We start from the raw sequence: 21,178 nt of genomic DNA, 5'->3' as shown, positions 1-21,178 counted from the left end.
GGCAGCGTATGCACGCGTGTGGTGCGATGCGAGCGCAACTGGTGCGTACGATGCGCGACGTGGTGCGCCGCGATGCACCGGCCTGGCGCGTCAGCGGCGGGCGAACAGCACGCGCGAGCGCCGCAGCCGCAGTGCGCAGGCACACCAATAGGCGGCGACGGTGGTGAGCCCGAGTGCGGCAAACGCGAGCGCCGCGAAGCCCGCGTGCGACTGGCCGTCGCCGTCGGGGCCAAGGATGCCTTGCGCGACGATCAGCGCGGCCGTCCAGAAGCCGATCACCGCCTGGGCGAGCAGGCGAGCACACGCCACGCGGCGCGGGCGCCCGGCCGCGCGCAGGCGCGACGCGGACGGTGAGCGAAGGCACAGGAACAGGGTGGCGGCGAGCGCGGCGGCCAGCGCGATGAACCAGTCGATGAGGAAAGCCATGAAGAAACGGGCAGCAGACGGAGCGGATTGAAGCCTGCCCACTTTAGTCTCGGCACGCCTGCGATTGAATCAGACAAATCCGAAATTGAAAGGCATTTTTAATCACCAGTCGTCATTGGCCCTGTTCCACAGGCGGTATCATCGACGCTGGTCCAACCATTCAGGCCGTGCGGCGCACGGCCGGAGATCGCTGATGAAGATGAAGACTTGGCTGGCGCGTCGCGTGCCCGGGTCCGTGCTGGCGGCCGCGGCCGTCGGTGCGGCGCTGTTGCTCGCAGGCTGCGAGAAGTCCGGCACGCCGGCCACGCAACCCGATACGGCCGCCAGCGCGGCCGCCGATGCGGCGAACAACGCGGCCAAGGCGCTCGACCAGGTGGCGAGCACCGTCAACCAGCAGATCAATGCCGCGAAGGCCGGCATCGCGAGCGCGGCCTCGGCCGTGCCGCCGCTGTCCGCGAGCGGCCTCGCGTCCGCCGCGCAGGCGCAGATCGATGCGGCCGCTTCCGCCGTCGTCGCACACGCGGCATCGGAAGCGGGCGCGAAGATGGCGGAGGCCGGCAAGAAGCTCCAGCAGTGGAGTCAGCAGAACGCATCGGGTGCGAAGCCGGCCAGCGGCGAGTAAGCGCCCCTTGCGGAATGCGTGAAATGTAACTATAGTGCGTACACATTGCCGCCGGCTGCCGTTCGGGCCGGCGTCACCGAGTGAGTGAGGAATGAATACCAGCAGCCGGTTCGCGTTTGCCGTTCATGTGCTTGCCTTGCTGTCGATGCAGGAAGGTGCGCCGCTGTCGTCCGACATCATCGCGGGTAGCGTGAACACGAATCCGGCGCTGATTCGCCGTCTGTTGTCGATGCTGGCGGCTGCGGGGCTGACCACGTCGCAGCTCGGCGCGGGCGGCGGCGCGCTGCTGGCGCGCGAGCCCGGCGAGATCACGCTGCTCGACGTGTATCGCGCGGTCGACGATGCGCAGCTGTTCGCACTGCATCGCGAGGCGCCGAATCCCGCATGTCTCGTCGGGCGGCACATTCAGGGCGTGCTGATCGGCTATATCGGCGACGCGCAGCGCGCGATGGAAGCATCGCTTGCCACGCGCACGCTTGCGGACGTCACGGCCGACGTGCTCGAATCGGAGCAGCGCCGCCGGCCGGCGGGAAGCACCGGCGGGTGATGGCGAGCAACGGCTGATGCAGGGCAGGAGGCCGGGTGACGCGCACGCGCGGCGACCGGTACGACGGAGTGTTGCTCCGTTTTTTTTCGATCTTATATGTAATTAACGTAGTTACTTTTTACTTCTGGAGAATCGACATGACGCAACGTACCTTGAACATCGCACTGTTCGGCGCCACCGGGATGATCGGCTCGCGCATCGCCGCGGAAGCCGTGCGCCGCGGCCATCGCGTGACCGCGCTGTCACGCCATCCGGGCGCGGCCGGCGACGGCATCACCGCGAAGGCGGCCGACCTGTTCGATGCGGCCAGCATCGCGGCCGCGCTGCCGGGCCACGACGTCGTCGCGAGCGCGTACAGCCAGAAGCAGGACGAACCCGCGAAGATCGCCGCCGCGGCGAAGGCGCTGGTGGAAAGCACGCGCCAGGCCGGCCTGAAGCGGCTCGTGGTGGTGGGAGGCGCCGGTTCGCTCGAAGTCGCGCCGGGCAAGCAACTGGTCGACACCGAAGGTTTCCCGGACGCGTACAAGGCAGTCGCGCTCGCGCATCGCGATGCGCTCGATTATCTGAAAACGGTCGGCGATCTCGACTGGACGTTCTTCGCGCCGGCAGCCCTGATCGCGCCGGGCGAGCGCACGGGCACGTTCCGCACGGGCACGGGCAAGCTGATCGTGGACGCAGAGGGCAACAGCAGGATCTCGGCGGAAGACTACGCGGTCGCGTTCGTCGATGCGCTCGAGCAACACAGCTTCGTGCGCGAGATCGCAACGGTCGCGTATTGAGCGATCCCACGGCAAGGCGGCGCGCAGGTGCAGCATTCGCTGCGAGCGGCCAGCAGGCTGCGCAGCCGCAATGACTTCAGGCGATTCCATCTCGACGGGTGGAATCGCCTGTTTCGTCTGGTGTGCCGATGATCGATGGGCCGCTGCGCGCGGGATCGCGCGTGACGCGAATGCTTCCCGGCCTGATTGGTATTTATCCCGGTCGACGCCGCGCGGCGGTTTCCATATTGTTCCCCGTCATGCAGGATGCATAGAAAAAATTTCTATCTACGAGGGACCGGGTAAATGGATGCCATCGATCGCAAACTGCTTGAGCTGTTGCAGGCAGATGCCACATTGCCGATCGCGGAACTCGCGCAGCGCGTGAATTTGTCGCAGACGCCCTGCTGGAAGCGCGTGCAGCGGCTCAAGGAAACCGGCGCGATTCGCGCGCAGGTCGCGCTGTGCGATCCGCGCAAGCTCGGTGTCGGCACGACGGTGTTCGTCGCGATCCGCACGAACCAGCATACCGAGGAGTGGGCACAGCGCTTCACGCAGGCCGTGCGCGACATGCCGGAAGTCGTCGAGGTCTACCGGATGAGCGGCGAGACCGACTATCTGCTGCGGGTCGTGGTGGCCGGGATCGACGATTACGATCGCGTGTACAAGCAACTGATCCGCGCGGTGCCGCTGTTCGACGTGAGCTCGTCGTTCGCGATGGAGCAGATCAAGTATTCGACCGCGCTGCCGGTGCGCGATCTGTCCGAGCCGGCATAGCGCGCGGGGCGGCAACGGACCGCGCCGGTGCGCATGGGCGTTACGTGTGCGCGCCGCCGATACGCGCCGTTATCGCCCGGTCAGCGGCCGCGCGACAGCGCGCGTGCGCGTTCGTCCGCGAGCGCGTCGCGGCGCACGAACTCCGCGACGAACGGGCTGGCCGGATGGTGGTGCAGCGCGTACGGCGTGTCCCATTGCGCGAGCCGGCCGTCCTTCATCACGCCGATCCGGTCGGCGATCGCGAACGCTTCCGCCTGATTGTGCGTGACGAGGATCGCGGTGTGCCCCGTGCGCTTCAGGATGTCGCGCAGCTCGAACGCGAGCCGCTCGCGCGTATCGACGTCGAGATTCGAGAACGGCTCGTCGAGCAGCAGCAGCTCGGGCGACGGCGCGAGCGCGCGGGCGAGGGCGACCCGCTGCTGCTGGCCGCCCGACAGTTCGTGCGGATACGCGCTGCCGGAAGCGGCGAGGCCGACGAGCTCGAGCATGTCCGCGACGCGCGCGCGCCGCTCGGCCTTCGGCATGCGCCGCAGGCCGAACGCGACGTTGTCGGCCGCACTCAGGTGCGGGAACAGCGCGTAGTCCTGGAACATCATCCCGATGCGTCGCCGCTCGGGCGGCACGTCGAGCGACGGCGCCGCGACGGGCGTGCCGTCCAGCACGATGCGTCCCATGCGTACGGGCTCGAAGCCCGCGATCGCGCGCAGCACGGTGGTCTTGCCGCAGCCCGATGCGCCGAGCAGGCAGCCGATGTCGCCGCGCGGCAGCGCGAGGCTCAGCCCGTCGACCACCATGCGGCGGCCGTGCGGCGTGTCGTAGGCGACGCAGAGGTCGTCGAGTTCGAGCAGGTTCACGGTGTCAGGCTCCGATCTTGTGACGGGTGCGCGCGAGCAGGATCACGGGCACGAGCCCGGCCAGCACGATCGCGAGCGCGGCGACCGCGCCTTCCTCATAGGTGCCGCGCGCGGCCTCCGCATACAGCCAGGTCGCGAGCGTGTCGAAATTCAGCGGGCGCAGCAGCAGCGTCGCCGGCAGCTCCTTCATCGCGTCGACGAAGACGAGCAGTGCGCTCGTCGTGAGCGCGGGTCGCAGCAGCGGCAGGTGCACGCGGCGCAGCGTGCCGCCGGCCGTCTCGCCGAGCGAGCGCGCGGCGTGTTCGAGCGACGGCGGGATGCGCGCGAGGCCGGCTTCGATGCTGCCGGCCGAGATCGCGAGAAAGCGTACGGTGTAGGCGATCACGAGCGCGGCCGCCGATCCCATCAGCAGCAGTCCGTCACGGCCGAGCGCCGCGCCGAGCAGCCGATCGGCCGCCGCGAACGGGATCAGCAGGCCGATCGCGAGCACGGTGCCCGGCACCGCGTAGCCGAGGCTCGCGATTCGCGCGCACACGCGGGCCGGGCCCGCGCGCGCGCTGTCGCGCTGCGCGCGCGCCGCCCATGCGACGACGAGCCCGCATGCGAGCGTCGCGACGGTTGCGGCGGCGGCGATCGTTAGCGTGTTCGCGAGCCCGGTCATCAATTGCGCGGATACGCCGCCGACGAGATGCAGCCGCTTGCCGGTCTCGACCGCGAGGTACGCGGCTGGTGCGCCGAAGCCGAGCAGCACCGGCAGCCAGCCGAGCGCGGCGGCGCTCCACGCGGCCGCGCCCGTCAGCTTGCGCGGTGCGACCGGACGCATGCGCCGGCCGTGCGCGTAGCGCTGGCGGCGGCGCCCGTAGCGTTCGAGCGCGATCATGCCGACGACGATCGCGAGCATCGCGAGCGCGATCTGCGCGGCGCCGGCGAGATCGGAGCGCGTGATCCACGTCGTGTAGACCGACACGGTCAGCGTCTGCACGCCGAGGAATTCCGATGCGCCGATGTCGTTCAGCGTTTCGAGCAGCGCAAGGCTCACGCCGACCGCGATCGCGGGCCGCGCGAGCGGCACGACGACGCGCCAGAACGTCGCGATGCGTCCCGCGCCGAGCGTGCGCGCGGCTTCGAGCAGACTCGCGGACTGCGTGACGAACATCGCGCGCGTGCTCAGGTACACGTATGGATACAGCACGAAACCGAGCACGAAGATCGCGCCGGGCAGCGAGCGCAGGTCGGGCAGACGGAACTGGCGCGGGCTGTCGAAGCCGAGCAGCCAGCGGATCGCGCCTTGCACGGGGCCGATCGGATGGAGCAGGTCGAGATAGGCGAACGCGACGATGTAGGTGGGCACCGCGAGCGGCAGCAGCAGCGCCCAGGTCAGCATCCGGCGGCCGGGAAAGTCGTACGCGGTGACGAGCCACGCGCAGCCGGTGCCGACCACCGTGACGATCGCGCCGACGCCCGCGAGCAACAGCAACGTGTTGACGAGCGCCTGCGGCAGCACGAATTCGGCGAGATGCTTCCAGTGCGCGAGATCGGCGCCGAACGCGGCGGCGATCAGCACCGCGAGCGGCGCCGCGACCGCCGCGGCGATCGCGACGGCCGCGCCCAGCCAGAGGCCGCCCGCGCGCGAACGGAGCGGCCGGCGGCGCGCGCGGACGAACGTTGCGTCAGTTGTCAAAGCCGACCTTGTCGACGAGCTGGCTGGCCGCCTTGCGGTGCTTCGCGATGTCGGTCAGCGGCAGCGGGTCGACCTTCAGCGTGCCGAAGCTCGCGATCACCGGATCGAGCTTCACGTTCGCGCGCACCGGATATTCGTAGTTCGCCTGCGCATACAGCGCCTGCGCTTCCGGCGACACGAGGTACTCGAGCAGCTTCACCGCGTTGGCCTTGTGCGGCGCGTGCTTCGCGACCGTCGCGCCGCTGATGTTCACGTGCGTGCCGCCGCTCTTCGCGTTCGCGAACGTCGGCCGCACGACCTTGATCGCGTCGCCCCACTTGCGCGCATCGGTGCCCGGCTCCGCGTTCTTCATGTGACCGACGTAGTACGCGTTGGCAAGACCGACGTCGCAGATGCCGCCGAGAATGTCGCGCGCGACGTCGCGGTCGCCGCCCGTCGCCTTGCGGGCGAGGTTCGCCTTCACGCCCCGCAGCCACTTTTCGGTCGCGGCTTCGCCGTCGTGCGCGATCATCGCCGCGACGAGTGCCGTGTTGTACGGATGCTGCCCCGAGCGGATGCAGACCTTGCCCTTCCATTTCGGATCGGCGAGATCCTCGTAGCGGAACGCGTCGACCTTCAGGTCTTTCTCCACGTACAGCACGCGATCGCGCAGCGAGAGCGCGTACCAGTCGCCTTGCGCGCCGCGCAGGTTCGCGGGAATCGCATCGTCGAGCACCTTCGAGCGCACCGGCTGCGCGAGCCCGCCGTCGACGAGGTCGAGGAGGTTGCCGATGTCGACCGTCATCAGCACGTCGGCGGGCGACTGCGCGCCTTCCGCCTTCACGCGTTCAAGCAGGCCGTCCTTCACGAACACCGTATTGACCTTGACGCCGCTCTGTTTCGTGAACGCGTCGATCAGCGGCTGGATCAGCTTCGGTTCGCGGGTGGTGTACAGGCTCACTTCCTCGGCCGCGTGGGCCAGTGGCGCGAATGCGGCGGCGGCAAGGGCGAGGGCGCCGGCGAGCGGCAGCAGGCGGGTGCGCGGGTTCGACATGGAGACTCCGATGAGGCAGGCGGACGAAGAAGCGTTCCGGGGCGTGCCTGCCGCCCGAGCAACCCGAAACATTACAAAGCGAAAGATTTCGGATTCTAGATCGAAATGGGAATGATTATCAAATGAAAGGTGTCGGAAAGCGGGGAGGAAGATGGGAGGGAGGTGCGCTACCAGGGCGTCGCAGCGCAGGCGCAAGCGCGTAGAATGCCCGCTTCAACGAAATCGACGGAGCCGTACCGACCATGAACGATCAGCGCAAGAAGAACCCTGTCCGCAACGTGAGCATCCTGATCGTCGTGGCCGTGCTGCTCGTGATCGGGACGATCCTGTATAACGCGATCTCGCAGAAGCACGCGTACGACGAGGCTCATCCGGCCGAGGCCGCGAGCGCCGCGTCGCACTGACGCCGGCGCGGATGCGCATGATCGCCGCGCGGCCCGGTCGGGCCGCCAGCGATGCGCAGGAACGGCAGGAAGCGTGGAAGCGGTGGGCGGCGCGAGGCGTCGCGCCGCGATAGATGCGAGCGCCGAAGCCGGCGCGCCGCGTGGAAGGTCAGCCGTGCGTCAACGTGACGCAGGCGCAAATTTCGGGCGGACTCGTGCGTAGAACAGGAGCGCGAGCAGCGCGAGCCATGCCGCGCCGACGTAGAGCGCGACGCGCGTATCTTCGAACCAGCCGAGCATCACGATCACGAAAGCCATGAACGCGATCGTCAGCGCGGGTGCGACGGGCCACAGCGGCACCTTGAACTTCAGCGCCGCGACCTCCGCGCTCGACAGGCGGCGGCGCATCGCGACCTGCGACAGCAGGATCATCAGCCACACCCACACGGTCGCGAACGTCGCGATCGCCGCGACCACCAGGAACACGTCCTTCGGCATCAGGTAGTTGAGCAGCACGCCGATCAGCAGCGCGCCGGCCATCACGAGCACCGTGACCCATGGCACGCCGTGCCGCGACGTCGCCATCAGCACGCGCGGCGCCTGGCCCTGCCGCGCCATCCCGAACATCATCCGGCCCGCGCCGAAGATGTCGCTGTTGATCGCCGAGATCGCCGCGCTGATCACCACGAGGTTGAGAATGGTCGCGGCCGACTTCACGCCGAGCGCAGAGAAGATCTGCACGAACGGGCTGCCGTCGCTGCCGACGCCCGTCCACGGGCTGATCGACATCAGCACGACCATCGTCAGCACGTAGAACAACAGGATGCGCGCGGGCACCGCGTTGATCGCGCGCGGAATCACGCGCTCAGGGTCCTTCGCCTCGCCGGCGCTCATCCCGATCACCTCGATGCCGCCGTACGCGAAGATCACGACCGACAGCGACGCGATCAACCCGCCGATCCCGTTCGGGAAGAAGCCGCCATGGTTCCACAGGTTCGCGAACGTCGGCACGTCGGCCGAATGGCCGAAATGCATGCCGGTCAGCAGGATCGCGACGCCGCCGCCGATCATCGCGACGATCGCGCCGACCTTGATGATCGACAGCCAGAACTCGAGCTCGCCGAACACCTTCACATGGCACAGGTTCAGCCCGCAGATGACCGCGACGACGCCGAGCACCCAGATCCATTGAGGGACATCCGGAAACCAGAAGCCCATGTAGATGCCGAATGCCGTGATGTCGGCGATCGCGACGATCACCATTTCGAGCGTGTAGGTCCAGCCGGTGACGAAGCCCGCGAACGGGCCGAGGTTTTCGGTTGCGTAGTGGCCGAACGAGCCGGCGACGGGCTCGCGCACGGCCATCTCGCCGAGCGCGCGCATCACCATGTAGACAGCCGCGCCGCCCAGGATATAGGCCAGGATTACCGCCGGGCCCGCGAGCTGGATCGCGGACGCCGAGCCGTAGAACAGGCCGGTGCCGATCGCCGAGCCCAGCGCGAGAAAGCGGATGTGCCGCGCGCTCAGATGGCGCTGCAAGTTCTTCATCGAGTCTCCGATATCGTTATGCGACGGACCGGGCGAACGGGGCCGGCCCGGTTGATTCAAGTTGTATATACAACTTGAAGATGTCGGAATGATAACAAGCCGGAGCCTGCGACCGGAATCGGGTATTCCCTGACTGGCGCAACCGGGGCAATCGGAGGTGGGGCCGTCGCGCGGCGGACGCGTGGGCCGTATGGGGCGTGCGGGTCATGCTTCGGGAGGGAGTTGCGGGAGCGGGGAGCGCTGCCGGCCGGCCCGCTTGCATGCGCGGGCGGCCGGCGGCGGAACGACTTCAGGGCCTCATGCGGGCAGGCGGATGATGCTCGCGTCCTTGCGGATCAGCAGCGACGACGCGAGCATCTGCTTGCACTGGTGCGCGAGCACCTTCAGGTCGTGCGTGAGCTCGGCGCCCACCGCGTCGGATTTTTCCGCGGACACGACCATCGCATCGAGGTCGCGGGTGATCTGCTTCGTCGCGTCGAGCTGGTCGGCCGGCGGCGGCTCGCCGGCTTCCGCCTTCTCGAGGTTCTCGAGCACGGCGGACAGGCCGCGGCGCAACGCATCGTCGTGGACGATGTTCTCGTCGGCCGCGCACGCGCTGCGGATCAGCGGCGCGGCGGCGGTGATCTGGGCACCGAGGACGTGCGTCTGCACGAGCAGGTCGTTCAGCTCCGGCACGAAGCGCTGGTGCGCCTTCGGCTCGATCATCATTCGCTGGAACGCCTGGCCGAGGTTCGCGAACGCGATGTGCACGTCCTTGCGCGCAAGGCGGTAGCGGTAGTCGTCGTCGAGGGCGGTGGCCGGCGTCTCGATCGCCGCGGCGACGACCGGCACGACCGCCGCGCCGTCGGCGGTCGGCACGGGCAGCGGCGACACGCCGCGCCCGGCGCGCCACACGGCCTCGAAATACTTGCGGGTCGAGGTCAGCATGTCGGTGACGAGCTTGCCCATCAGCCGGTATTCCCAGTACGGGAACAGGCGGCTCGCTGCGATCGCGATCATGCAGCCGACGACGGTGTCGATCGCGCGCTCGCCGATGATGCGCATGCTGCCCGGCGCGAGCAGGTGGAACATCAGCAGCACGTAAGACGACGTGAACACGACGCTCGCCGCGTAGTTGAACAGCAGCAGGCTGTAGCTCATCACCATCGAGCCGAACATGATCGCGATCAGCAGGTGCGGCTCCTTGACCGTGTAGATCAGCGCAATGCTCGCCGCGCAGCCGATCAACGTGCCGACGATACGCTGCGCGTTGCGCTGCTTGGTGAGCGAGTAGCCGGGCTTCAGGATGATGATGGTCGTCATCACGATCCAGTAGGCGTTCGTGAGCGGCAGCAGCCGGCCGAGCCAGAAGCCGACCGCGACCGCGATCGTCACGCGCAGTGCGTGGCGAAAGCTCGGCGAGCGCATGTTCAGGTTGGAGAAGATCAGCAGCGGCGACATTCGGCGCCGCTGCAGGAAGCGCGTAAGCGCCTTGTCGATCTTCAGTTCGGTCTGCTGCGGGTCGGCATGGCCCGACAGGTTGCGGCGCATCCGGTCGATCAGGCGCGTCGCGCTCCAGATGCGCCGGAACGTCGCGAGCACGGCTGCGTAGGCTTCCGCGTTGGTGGCGGGGAAGTTCTTCTTGCGCATCAGCTCGATCTCGTACTCGATCGCGCGCAGTTCGGCCTTGACGCTGATCCGCGAATGCGGCGCGCGATTCTCGAGCACGGCGAGGCCGATTTCCTCGAGGTCGCGGGCCGCCTTGCGGATCAGATCGCGATAGAAAATGATCAGGTCGGAGCCGCCGAACGTGTTGCGCACGAGCGGGTAGTCGGTGTGCGCGCCGACGAACAGCTCGTGCAGGTCGACGCTGTTGATGAACAGGTTGTACATCGTCGTGCGGCCGGGGTCGAGCTTGCCGCGGCGCAGCTTCGGCAGGTTGCGCAGCACGATGTCGCGCGCGGTTTCCTGCGTTTCGACCGCGGTGATCTGCTTCGCGACGAGATTGCGATAGCACTCGTCGAGATCGGCATCGAGATCGTAGAACTGCGCACGCGCGAGCAGGTAGTCGGCGCACGCGAACAGGCTTTCGGCGAGCGCCTGCTGTTCGATCCGGCGCGCCTGCCATTGCGACACGAGCGTCGCCCAGTACGTGTACCAGAGGCCGCCCGCGAGAATCCAGCCGGCATTGACGAACGCCTGCAGCGGCGTGAACTTCTCCTCGAGCGTCATCACCATCATGAACAGCGTCGCGAAGCTGATCTGCGGCCAGCGGTTGCCGTAGACGACGATCAGCGACAGCACGAACGTGAGCGGCACGATCGTCAGCCACAACGCGAAGATGTTCGGCGTGGCGAGGCCGGTCGCGAGCGCGGCCAGGAAGCCGATCACGCTGCACGCGAGCATTTCGTTGTGCTTGTACTTCAGCGGGCCCGGCATGTCGACGACGCACGCGCCGAGCGCGCCGGTCGAGATCGTGAAGCCGAGCTCCCGGTTGTGAAACACGATCAGGCACAGCACGGCCGGCAGCGATACGCCGACCGCGATCCGCAGGCCGCCGAAAAAGTACTGGCTGTAGAAAAACTTTCTGATTTCGACCGAATAGCGCATCGATGGGCTGAATGACAGACGAAGACGCCCGGGGCGGCGTATTGACTGGCGACGAGTCTATCGTATTTCGTGGTCCGCAAAACCTGGCCTTTCGGACGAGGTTCGCCGCGACGGTCCTTTTGCTATCCTTGGTGCTCCCGTTCGCACGGCCTGGCCGGCGCAAGGCTCCGACACCCGCTTCATGCTCCATCTCTTCTATTCGAACCGTCACGAAACGCTGGCCGACGCGCTGCTCGACGACCTGGCCGCGTTTCCGGCCCGCAACGGCCCGTGGGCGCCGCAACAGGTCATCGTGCCGAGCGCGGCGCTGCGCCGCCGTCTGGAACTCGACATCGCCGTGCGCCACGGCGTGTGCGCGAACGTCGAGTTTACGTATCTCGCGCAATGGCTGTGGGCGCAGATCGGCCGCGTGCTGACGGTGCCCGCGCGCTCGCCGTTCGCGCCGGACCGCCTCGTGTGGCGCTGCTACCGGCTGTTCGCACAGGGTGCGAGCGGCGCGCCGTGGCTCGCGTCGCCGCGGCTGGCTGCGTATCTGTCCGCGTCCGACGACGCGATGCGCTACGAGCTCGCACAGCGCGTCGCGGCCGTGCTCGATCATTACCTGACCTATCGGCCCGAATGGCTGGCCGCATGGCAGGCCGGCGAGTCGGTGCTCGCGGGCGACGTCGCGCCGCGCGGAACCAGCGATGCCGCACGCGACGACGAGCACTGGCAGGCGGCGCTGTGGCGCGCGCTGCTTGCGGAGCTGAGCGACAGCGGCACGCCGCCCGCGCATCGCTTCCTCGTGGAGGCGCGCAACCTCGATCCCGAAACCGTCGCGCGTGCCGACTGGCCTGAATCGGTCAGCGTGTTCGCGCTGCCGACGATGCCGCCGCTGCACGTCGCGCTGTTGCGCGAGCTGTCGCGCTGGATCGACGTGCGCGTCTATGCGCTCAATCCGTGCCGCGAATTCTGGTTCGACATCGTCACCGCCGCGCATGCCGAGGCGCTCGACGCGGCCGGCCGGCTGGACTATCAGGAAGTCGGCCATCCGCTGCTCGCGGAGTGGGGCCGGCAGACGCAGGCGCAGTTGCACATGCTGCACGAACTGACTGAAAGCGCCGCGTCGGGCGACGCGTCGCGTTTCGTCGGGAATCCCGCGCCGACCTGGCTCGCGCGCGTGCAGAACGCGATCCTCGACCTGCAACCGGAGGCGGAGCTCGGCGAAGCGCCGGCCGAGCGCGGGATCGAGGTGCACGTATGCCACAGCCTCGCGCGCCAGCTCGAGGTGCTGCATGACCGCCTGCTCGCGTGGTTCGATGCGGACGCGACGCTGCAGCCGTCCGATGTGCTCGTGGCGGTCGCCGATCTCGCAGCGGCCGGGCCACTGATCGATGCCGTGTTCGGCACCGCGGGCGCCGGCGGCGCGCGCGTGCCTTACCGGATCACCGGCCTGCCGCCGTCGCAGGCGAACCCAGTCGCGCGCGTGCTGCTCGAATGGCTCGCGTTACCGGAACGGCAGGTCGGCGCGCCCGAGTTGGTCGAATGGCTGCGCGTCGATGCAGTGGCGGCCCGTTACGGTATCGACGCAACCGCGCTCGAGACGGTTCAGACCTGGCTCGCGGCCGCCGGCGCGCGGCGCGGGCTGTCGCCGACGGTGAGCGACGATGCAGCGGTGCCTGCGCCGCGCCATACGTTTTCCGATGCGCTCGCGCGCCTCTTCCTCGGCTATGCGATGCCCGAGGGCGCGGCACCGGTCGGCGCATGGTTGCCGATCGAGGCGGCCACCGGCAGCGAGGCTGAACTGCTCGGCCGGCTCGCGCGCTTCACGGACGATCTCGACGGCTTCTCGCGACGGCTCGCCGACGCGCACACGCCGCGCGCATGGAGCGAACTGTTCGCCGACACGCTCGCGCGGTTCTTCGACTCCGGCGCCGCGTATGCCGATGCGCTCTCGGGCGTGCGCGACGCGCTCGACGCGATGCTGGCCGCGATGACGGAAGGCGCGCCCGACGCAGCCTTGCCCGCGGCCGTCGTACGCGCGGGGCTGGCAGCCGCGCTCGACGATCCGGCGCGCGGCGGGGTGCCGTGGGGCGGCGTCACGTTCTCGTCGCTGACGAGCCTGCGCGGGCTGCCATACCGCGTCGTGTGCCTGCTCGGCATGGACGACGGCGTGCTGCCGAGCCTCGCCCGCGCGGACGAGTTCGACCTGATGGCCGTGTTGCCGAAGCTCGGCGACCGGCAGCGTCGCGACGACGAACGCAACCTGTTCCTCGACCTGCTGCTCGCCGCGCGCGACCGGCTGCTGATTGCCTATACGGGGCGCAGCATTCGCGATAACGCGCCGTTGCCGCCCGCGGCGCTCGTCGACGAACTGCTCGACCATCTCGCGCTCGTCACGGCCGGCGAGGATGCCCCACCGGACGCGGTCGATGCCGCGCGGCGCGCGTTCATCGTCGAACATCCGCTGCAACCGTTCGCGGCCGAGTATTTCCGGCCCGGCAGCGAACTGGCGTCGTACGACGCCGAGCGCGCGACGCTGGCGTCGCTGCTGGCAGCCGAAGCCGCGCGCGACGCGACGCGCGAGCAACCGTTCTTCGCGCAGCCGCTGCCGGCCGAGCCGGTCGAACCTGTCGCGTTCAGCGAATTCGAACGGTTCTGGCGGCATCCGGCCCGCGCGCTGCTGCGTGCGCGGCTCGGCATCGTGCTGTCCGACGCGCAGGCCGAACTGCTCGACACGGAGCCGTTCGCACTCGACTTCGCGGGCAGCGACGCGCTCGCCGAGCGCGTGCTGCCGCTTCTGATCGAATCGGACGAAGGGGGCGTGCACGATCATGCGCTGCGCATCGCGGACGCCAGCCCGGAACTGCCGGGCGGCGCGACGGGCGCGGTCTGGCGCGACCAGGCGCTCGGCTCGATGACGCAGCTTGCGTCGAACGTGCGGCGTGCGCTGGCGGACGGCATGGAACGGCGGCCGTTCACGCTCGCGATCGCGCCTGCCTGGCCCGACACCGAACAGGCGCTGTTCGGTGCCGATGACGCGATGCTGTCCGGTGATGCGGTGAGTGCGCCGCTCGAGCTGCACGGCACGCTGAACCGGCTGACGCCGGCAGGCCAGATCATCTATCGCTATGCACGGCCGAGCGCGCGCGACTACTTGTCCGCGTGGCTCGCGCACCTCGTCTACTGCGCGGTGGAGCCCGACGGTCCGCGCCGCACGCTGTGGTTCGGCAGCGGCGGCGCGTTCGAACTCACGCCGGTCGCGGCACCGCTCGAGCGCCTCGCGCCGCTCGCCGCGCTGTTTCGCGCGGGGCGGCGCATGCCGCTGCGGTTCTTCCCGCGCAGCGCGTGGGCGCGCATTTCCGACGGCGAGGCGAAGGCGGCGAGCGTCTGGATCAACGAGCGCGTGGTGAGCGAAGCCGACGATCCGGCGATCGCGATCACATGGCGCGGTGCGCATCCTTCGCTCGAGGAGCCGTTCGGCACACTCGCGCGGCTCGTGTTCGAGCCGATGCTGGAACATCTGAAGGAGGTCGCATGAGCGCCGCATCCCAGCCGCAGGCGGCGCTCGAACTCGATGTGTTCGCGTGTCCGCTCGACGGCGTCAACCAGATCGAGGCGTCGGCCGGTACCGGCAAGACGTGGAATATTTGCGCGCTTTACGTGCGCCTGCTGCTGGAGAAGGATCTCGGCGCGGATGAAATCCTCGTCGTGACCTTTACGAAGGCGGCGACGGCCGAGCTGCACGAGCGGATCCGCGGGCGGCTGGCGCAGCTCGCGCATGCGCTCGATACCGGCGACGACGGTGGCGATCCGTTCGTCGCGCGCCTGCTCGAGACGACGCTCGGCGAAGCCGGCGCGCTCGACCCCGAGACCGCCGCGAAGCGGATCCGGCGTGCGCTGCGCGCATTCGACCAGGCGGCGATCCACACGATCCACGCGTTCTGCCAGCGTGCGCTGCAGGAAGCGCCGTTCGCGGCCGCGATGCCGTTCGCGTTCGAGATGCAGGCCGACGATGCGGCGCTGCGCTTCGAGCTCGCGGCGGACTTCTGGCGCACGCGCGTCGAGCCGATGGCCGCGCGCTGGCCCGGCTTCGCGACGTGGCTCGTCGATTCGGGCGCGGGCCCGGCCGCGCTCGACGCCCAGCTCGCGCGGCGGCTGAAGAAGCCGCTCGCCGCGCTACGCTGGGACGGCGTCGTCGAACCGGACGCCTCGGCGGAGGCCGCTGCCGTCGAATGCTTCGCGGAGGCCGCGCGGATGTGGGCCGACGAGCGGGAGGCGATCGACGCGCTGCTGCGCACCGCGCAGCCCGTGCTCAATCAGCGTTCGCACAAGCCCGACGCCGTCGCCGATGCGCTCGGCGCGTGGTCCGCGCATTTCGCGCAAGGCAACGCCGCCGCCGCGCTGCCGAAGGCGGCGCTCAAGCTCACCCGCACGGCGCTCGCGAAGGCGACGAAAAAGGGCGGCGCGACCCCCGAACACCCATTCTTCGACGTCGCCGACGCGCTCGAAGCGGCGGTGGCCGCCGCCGAGGCCGCGCAGCGCGCGCGCTGGCTCGCGCTGGTCGCCGACTGGCTCGACACCGCGCCGGGCGAGCTGGCCGAGCGCAAGCGTACGCGCCGCGTCGTGTCGTTCGACGATCTGCTCGCGAACCTCTATCACGCGCTGCATGCGCATCCGTGGCTCGCCGAGACGCTGCGCGCGCGCTATCCGGCCGCGCTGATCGACGAATTCCAGGATACGGACCCGCTGCAGTTCGCGATCTTCGACCGGATCTTCGCACCGGGCGGGCCGCTCTTTCTCGTCGGCGATCCGAAGCAGGCGATTTACAGCTTCCGCGCGGCGGATCTGCATACGTATCTCGCCGCGCGGGCAAGCGCGAGCGCGTGCTACACGCTCGCGGTCAACCAGCGTTCGACGCCGGCGATCGTCGATGCGTGCAACCGCTTCTTCATGTCGAACCCGCGCGCGTTCGTGCTCGACGGGCTCGACTATTACGCGGTGCGCGCCGGCACGCGCGCGCGTGCACCGTTCGTCGACGGGACCGATCCGGGCCCGGCCGGCGATTTCCGGATCTGGGCGCTGCCGGGCGGCGACGGCACGCTGCTCAAGCGCGACGCGCAGGCACAGGCCGCCCAGGCGTGCGCGGCCGAGATTGCCCGGCTGATGCGCGGCGCGCGCGAAGGACATGTGCGGCTCGGTGATATGCCGCTGTCGCCGGGCGACGTCGCGGTGCTGGTGCAGACGCACCGGCAGGGGAGCCTCGTGAAGCGCGTGCTCGCCACGTGGGGCATCGGCAGCGTCGAGCTCGCGCAGGCGTCCGTGTTTTCGACCGGCGATGCGGAGCAGCTCGAGCGCGTGCTCGCGGCGATCGATGCGCCCGGCGACCTGCGGCGCTTGCGCGCGGCGCTGGCCGCCGACTGGTTCGGCCTCGACGCCGGGGCGTTGTGGCGGATGGAGCAGGGCGACGGCGATGTGTCGCGCGCAGCGGCCGACAGCGCGGACGCGATGAGCTGGGTCGAGCGCTTCTCGCGCTATCGGCTGTTGTGGCGAGAACGCGGCTTCGCGGTGATGTGGCGCACGTTCACGCGCGAGCTGCGGATCGCCGAGCGGCTGATGGCCGGCGCGGACGGCGAACGCCGCGTGACCGACATCAACCATCTGGCCGAACTGACGCAGGCGCGCGCGTCCGCGCAGCCGGGCATCGCGCCGACGCTGCGCTGGCTCGCCGCGCAACGGCTCGACGGCGGCGGCGAGGAAGCGCAGCTGCGTCTCGAGTCCGATCGCAACCTCGTGCAGATCGTGACGGTGCACAAGTCGAAGGGCCTCGAATATGCGGTCGTGTTCTGTCCGTTCCTGAACGACGGCGGGCTGCGCGAGCCGCCGGCGTCGGCGTTGCCCGACGCGCGCGAGTATCACGACGATGCGGGCGACGCCGTGCTGCATTACGGGTGCGACGACGAAGCCGCCGAGCATGCCGCGCGCCAGGCGTTGCGCGAGCAGGCGGCGGAACGCGCGCGGCTCGTCTACGTGGCGCTCACGCGCGCGGTCTATCGGTGCTATCTCGTCGCGGGGCCTTATCTGTCGTCGCGCTCGACCCGCGAGGCGCGGCGCAGCGTGCTGAACTGGCTCGTGGCCGGAGCCGGCCAGTCGTTCGACGCGTGGCTCGACGAGCCGCCCGACGAAGCGGTGCTCGACGCTGCGTGGCAAGCGCTCGCGGGCGGGCCCGTGAGCGTTGCACCGTTGCCGGTGCCGGCGCGCCGTGAGCGGCTGGCCGCCGGCCACGATGCATCGCAGACGCTCGCCGCCCGCCATGCGACGCGCGCGCTGCGCGACGCGTGGCGGATGGCGAGCTTCAGTTCGCTGACCGCGTCGATAGCGCGCGAGGAGGCGGGCGTCGCGGTCGTGCCGGACGACGAGCTGCGGCCCGATCACGATGCGCTTGCCGCCGTCGCGCCGGACGGCGCGCTTGCCGTGGACGACACCGTCGCGGTCGAGCCGCCGGACGACGACATCCTCGTGTTTCCGCGCGGCGCGGCAGCGGGCGAGTGTCTGCATCGGCTGTTCGAACTCAGTCGGTTCACCGAGCCGGATTCATGGCACCAGGCGGCGCTTGGCGCGCTGCATGACCGGCCAGTCGAGGCCGAGCCCGAACTCGCGACGCGCCTGCCCGCGATGATGGCGCGGCTCGTCGACGATGTCGTGCGCACGGAGCTCGTGCCGGGCATGCGGCTCGCGGATCTCGATCCCGCCAAGCGGCTCGACGAAATGGGTTTCCTGTTCCCGGCGCCGTCGCTCGAGCTGGGCGCGCTGCGCCGGCTGCTGGTCGCCCACGGCTATCCGGACGTTGCGCTGGACGCGGGCGTGCTCGCCGGTTTCATCAAGGGTTTCATCGACATGATCGTCGAACACGACGGCCGCTTCTGGATCGTCGACTGGAAGTCGAACCATCTCGGCAATACGCCGGACGCTTACGGCCCGCGCGCGCTCGACGTCGCGATGGCCGATCATGCCTATCACCTGCAGGCGCTGCTCTATACGGTTGCGCTGCATCGCTATTTGCGCGGGCGGCTGCCCGACTATGACTACGACACGCATATCGCGGGCTATCTTTACCTGTTCGTGCGTGGCGTGCGGCCGGACTGGCGCAGTGCCGGCGAACCGGCCGGCGTGCATGCGCGGCGGCCCGCGCGCGAACTCGTCGACGCGCTCGACCGGATGATGGAAGGGGGCCGCGCATGAACGTGTCCGACGATACGCTCGAATTCACCGGCGGCCTCGTCGCGCGCCTGCCCGAGCCGGCTGATTTCGGCATTGCGCTCGCGGAAGGGTTCGCGCGACGCATCGGCGACCTGTCGCGCCGCGCGGGTGCGCCGGCCGCGGCCGCGCGCTGGGCGGCGCGTGCCGCGTTCGCGACGAGCCGGGCGACCGCGGGCGGCCACGTATGCGTGTCGCTCGGCGCGCTCGCGCAGCGCTACGAGGAACCGGTCGACGACGTGCGCGCGGCGCTTGCCGCGAGCGGCGTGGTGGCGTTCGGCACGCTCGCGCGCGGCGACGAGCGGCCGCTGATCGTCGACCGGCACGACCATCTGTATCTGTCGCGCTATTTCGACTACGAACGGCGGCTCGCCGATGCGCTTGTCGCGCAGGCCGGCGTCGCCGCACCGGGCGAGGTGCTGTCGCCCGACCGGTTGCGCGACAGTCTCGCGCGTTACTTCGGGCCCGCGACGGGCGAAGTGGACTGGCAGCGCGTCGCGGCGATCGTTGCGCTGACAGGACGCGTGACGATCGTCAGCGGCGGCCCCGGCACCGGCAAGACGACGACCGTCGTCGGCGTGCTGGCTTGTCTGCTCGACGCGCATCCGGGGTTGCGCATCGCGCTGGCGGCGCCGACCGGCAAGGCCGCGCAGCGGATGCAGGAAGCGCTGCACGCACGGGCGGGCGACCTGCCGCCGGAACTTGCCGCGCGCCTGCCCGACACGTCGTACACACTGCATCGCCTGCTCGGCGGCGGCGGGGCGGCGGGCTTCCGCCATCATCGCGACAATCCGTTGCCGTACGACCTGATCGTGGTCGACGAGGCGTCGATGATCGACGTCGCGCTTGCCGCGCATCTGCTCGATGCGCTCGCGCCGGGTGCACGGCTCGTGCTGCTCGGCGACAAGGATCAGCTTGCCGCGGTCGAAGCCGGCGCCGTGTTCGCCGAACTCAGCGCACGGCCGACGTTCACCGCCGCTGCGCGCACGCGCATCGCGGATGCGCTCGGGATCGACGAAGCGGCATTCGTCGCGGCGTTGCCGGTACCGGACGGCGAAGTGGCGGGGGCGGTTGCTGTTGCAGCTCAAGCCCCGGCCCGGGCTTCCGCGCCATTGTCGGCGAGCGCGGCGCGCAAGCCGCCGGCACGGCGCAACGTGGATACGCGCCAGGGGTCGCTGTTCGATGACGACCCGCAGGACGAAGCGGTTTCCCCGGCTGACGCGGTGCCACGTATCGATCCGTCGTCACCTGCACTGACAGACCTCGATAGCGCCTCCGCGGCCACCGATCCTGCATGGATCGAGGCCGACGAACTCGCGTGGCTCGACGCCGTCGAGCTCGCGCCGTTCGATCCGGCTCACGCGGGAGGTTCGGCAACACGCGTGTCGACTGTTGCAACGCAAGCCGACGACATCGCGGCCGCGTCACCCGCACCGCTCGCAGACTGCGTCGTGTGGCTCGAACGCAATTACCGTTTCGGTCTCGATTCGCCGATCGGCCGCCTGTCGCTCGCGATCCGCCGCGGCGACGTGCAGGGCACGCTCGACGCGTTGCCGGCCGACGATGCCGCTGCCGCGTCGTTTCACGACGATGCGGGCGAGACGCTTGCGGCGTCGACGGTCGAGCGGCTCGCGCGCCGGTTCGGCGCGTACCTCGATGCGTTGCGCACCGCGTTGTCCGGGCCGGAGCCCGACCCGCTGCCGTTGTTCGATGCGCTCAACCGCTTCCGGATCCTCTGCGCGACGCGCACGGGATCGCGTGGCGCCGAGCACGTCAATGCGCTGGTGGCCACGCACGTGCGGCATGCCGCGCGCGTGCCGCTCGCGGTCGGCGCACACTGGTTCACCGGGCGGCCGATCATGGTGACGCGCAACGACTATGCGCTCGGGCTGTTCAACGGCGACATCGGCATCGCGTTGCCGGACGCGCAGGGCGTGCTGCGCGTATGGTTCCGCCGCGCGGACGGCACCGCGCGCGCCGTGTCGCCCGCGGCGCTGCCGCCGCATGAAACGGCGTTCGCGCTGACCGTCCACAAGTCGCAGGGCTCCGAATTCGACGAGGCCGCGCTCGTGCTGCCGGCATCGTTCGGCCGTGTGCTCACGCGCGAACTCGTCTATACCGCGGTCACGCGTGCGCGCACGCGCGTGCAGGTGATCGGCCCGCGGCGCGTGCTGGCGCAGGCGGTCGCGACACGGACGCAACGCGATTCGGGCCTGGCGGCCCGCGTCGACGAGGCGCTCGCGCGGCGCCGCAAGGAGACGTCGCGATGATGATCCGCTATACGCTCGATCCGGCCGAAGTCGAATGGACCGCCGTGCGCGCGCAGGGCGCCGGCGGCCAGAACGTCAACAAGGTGTCGAGCGCGATTCACCTGCGTTTCGACATCCGCGCGTCGTCGCTGCCGCCCGTCATCAAGGAACGGCTTCTCGCGCTGTCCGACCAGCGCATCACGCGCGACGGCATCGTCGTGATCAAGTCGCAGGAATACCGCACCCAGGAGAAAAACCGCGAGGCAGCACTCGCGCGGCTCGATGCGTTGATCGGCAGCGTCGCGTTCACGCCGCGTGCGCGGGTCGCGACACGGCCGACACGCGCATCGAAGGAGCGGCGGCTCGAACACAAGTCGCGCCGCAGCGTGGTGAAGTCCGGAAGAGGGAAGGTGATCGACTGACGAAACGAATCGCCGGCCAGCCTGCATGGCGGGCGGCGTCGTGCCGCCGTATG

At 69.6% G+C, this 21,178-nt stretch carries 15 protein-coding genes; 9 read left to right on the top strand and 6 right to left on the bottom strand.

The genetic code is table 11. The features are described 5' to 3' along the window. Positions 1-90: 90 nt before the first annotated feature. A complete protein-coding gene (locus tag WS45_RS24720) occupies positions 91-426 on the bottom strand; it encodes a hypothetical protein (protein ID WP_059523611.1) in 336 nt (111 codons plus the stop codon). Positions 427-619: 193 nt separating this feature from the next. On the opposite strand from WS45_RS24720, the gene WS45_RS24715 reads away from it, so the two are divergent. The 4 genes from WS45_RS24715 (at position 620) to WS45_RS24700 (ending at position 3,130) form a co-directional block, all read left to right on the top strand. After that, positions 620-1,048, top strand: a complete 429-nt coding sequence (locus WS45_RS24715) for a hypothetical protein (RefSeq protein ID WP_059523609.1) — start codon at positions 620-622, stop codon at positions 1,046-1,048. A 91-nt stretch (positions 1,049-1,139) separates the two neighbouring features. Next, a complete protein-coding gene (locus tag WS45_RS24710) occupies positions 1,140-1,595 on the top strand; it encodes an Rrf2 family transcriptional regulator (RefSeq protein ID WP_059523607.1) in 456 nt (151 codons plus the stop codon). 137 nt (positions 1,596-1,732) lie between these two features. After that, positions 1,733-2,374, top strand: a complete 642-nt coding sequence (locus WS45_RS24705) for an NAD(P)-dependent oxidoreductase (protein WP_059702145.1) — start codon at positions 1,733-1,735, stop codon at positions 2,372-2,374. A gap of 285 nt (positions 2,375-2,659) precedes the next feature. Beyond that, on the top strand, positions 2,660-3,130 hold the full coding sequence (locus WS45_RS24700; RefSeq protein WP_006754321.1) for an Lrp/AsnC family transcriptional regulator: 471 nt from the start codon (positions 2,660-2,662) through the stop codon (positions 3,128-3,130). 80 nt (positions 3,131-3,210) lie between these two features. On the opposite strand, the gene WS45_RS24695 is transcribed toward WS45_RS24700, so the two are convergent. From WS45_RS24695 to WS45_RS24685, 3 genes are read right to left on the bottom strand one after another with little or no spacing between them, the layout of a single operon-like run. Further along, the gene (locus WS45_RS24695) at positions 3,211-3,984 is read right to left on the bottom strand and encodes an ABC transporter ATP-binding protein (RefSeq protein ID WP_059702142.1); all 774 of its coding nucleotides are present in this window, start codon (positions 3,982-3,984) and stop codon (positions 3,211-3,213) included. A gap of 4 nt (positions 3,985-3,988) precedes the next feature. Further along, a complete protein-coding gene (locus tag WS45_RS24690; protein ID WP_059702140.1) occupies positions 3,989-5,665 on the bottom strand; it encodes an ABC transporter permease in 1,677 nt (558 codons plus the stop codon). Further along, on the bottom strand, positions 5,655-6,698 hold the full coding sequence (locus WS45_RS24685) for a Fe(3+) ABC transporter substrate-binding protein (protein ID WP_059683054.1): 1,044 nt from the start codon (positions 6,696-6,698) through the stop codon (positions 5,655-5,657). Before WS45_RS24685 ends, WS45_RS24690 begins: the two co-directional genes overlap by 11 nt. 242 nt (positions 6,699-6,940) lie before the next feature. Here WS45_RS24685 and WS45_RS35230 point away from each other — a divergent pair, with 242 nt between their 5' ends. Then, entirely contained in the window at positions 6,941-7,102 is a 162-nt protein-coding gene (locus tag WS45_RS35230; RefSeq protein ID WP_006476417.1) for a hypothetical protein, read from the top strand. A 159-nt stretch (positions 7,103-7,261) separates the two neighbouring features. Here WS45_RS35230 and WS45_RS24680 read toward each other — a convergent pair whose 3' ends face one another. Continuing rightward, on the bottom strand, positions 7,262-8,629 hold the full coding sequence (locus tag WS45_RS24680; protein ID WP_059523597.1) for an amino acid permease: 1,368 nt from the start codon (positions 8,627-8,629) through the stop codon (positions 7,262-7,264). A gap of 297 nt (positions 8,630-8,926) precedes the next feature. Further along, positions 8,927-11,218, bottom strand: coding sequence for an FUSC family protein (locus tag WS45_RS24675; protein WP_059702138.1), 2,292 nt, complete (start codon positions 11,216-11,218; stop codon positions 8,927-8,929). A gap of 181 nt (positions 11,219-11,399) precedes the next feature. On the opposite strand from WS45_RS24675, the gene recC reads away from it, so the two are divergent. From recC to arfB, 4 genes are read left to right on the top strand one after another with little or no spacing between them, the layout of a single operon-like run. Then, positions 11,400-14,738 (top strand): exodeoxyribonuclease V subunit gamma, encoded by a 3,339-nt coding sequence (recC, locus tag WS45_RS24670; protein ID WP_059702135.1) that lies wholly within the window; start codon positions 11,400-11,402, stop codon positions 14,736-14,738. Continuing rightward, complete coding sequence (recB, locus tag WS45_RS24665) at positions 14,735-18,439, top strand: exodeoxyribonuclease V subunit beta (protein ID WP_059702134.1); 3,705 nt, start codon at positions 14,735-14,737, stop codon at positions 18,437-18,439. The genes recC and recB overlap by 4 nt, the downstream gene beginning before the upstream one ends. Continuing rightward, positions 18,436-20,724, top strand: coding sequence for an AAA family ATPase (locus WS45_RS24660; RefSeq protein ID WP_059702132.1), 2,289 nt, complete (start codon positions 18,436-18,438; stop codon positions 20,722-20,724). The genes recB and WS45_RS24660 overlap by 4 nt, the downstream gene beginning before the upstream one ends. Further along, on the top strand, positions 20,721-21,125 hold the full coding sequence (gene arfB, locus WS45_RS24655; protein ID WP_044848015.1) for an alternative ribosome rescue aminoacyl-tRNA hydrolase ArfB: 405 nt from the start codon (positions 20,721-20,723) through the stop codon (positions 21,123-21,125). The genes WS45_RS24660 and arfB overlap by 4 nt, the downstream gene beginning before the upstream one ends. Positions 21,126-21,178: the final 53 nt, after the last annotated feature.

This window comes from Burkholderia sp. RF2-non_BP3 (assembly GCF_001522185.1).
GTDB lineage: Bacteria > Pseudomonadota > Gammaproteobacteria > Burkholderiales > Burkholderiaceae > Burkholderia > Burkholderia diffusa.
The sequence above is the reverse complement of the archived record's forward strand: the minus strand, read 5'-3'. Positions and strand labels throughout refer to the sequence as shown.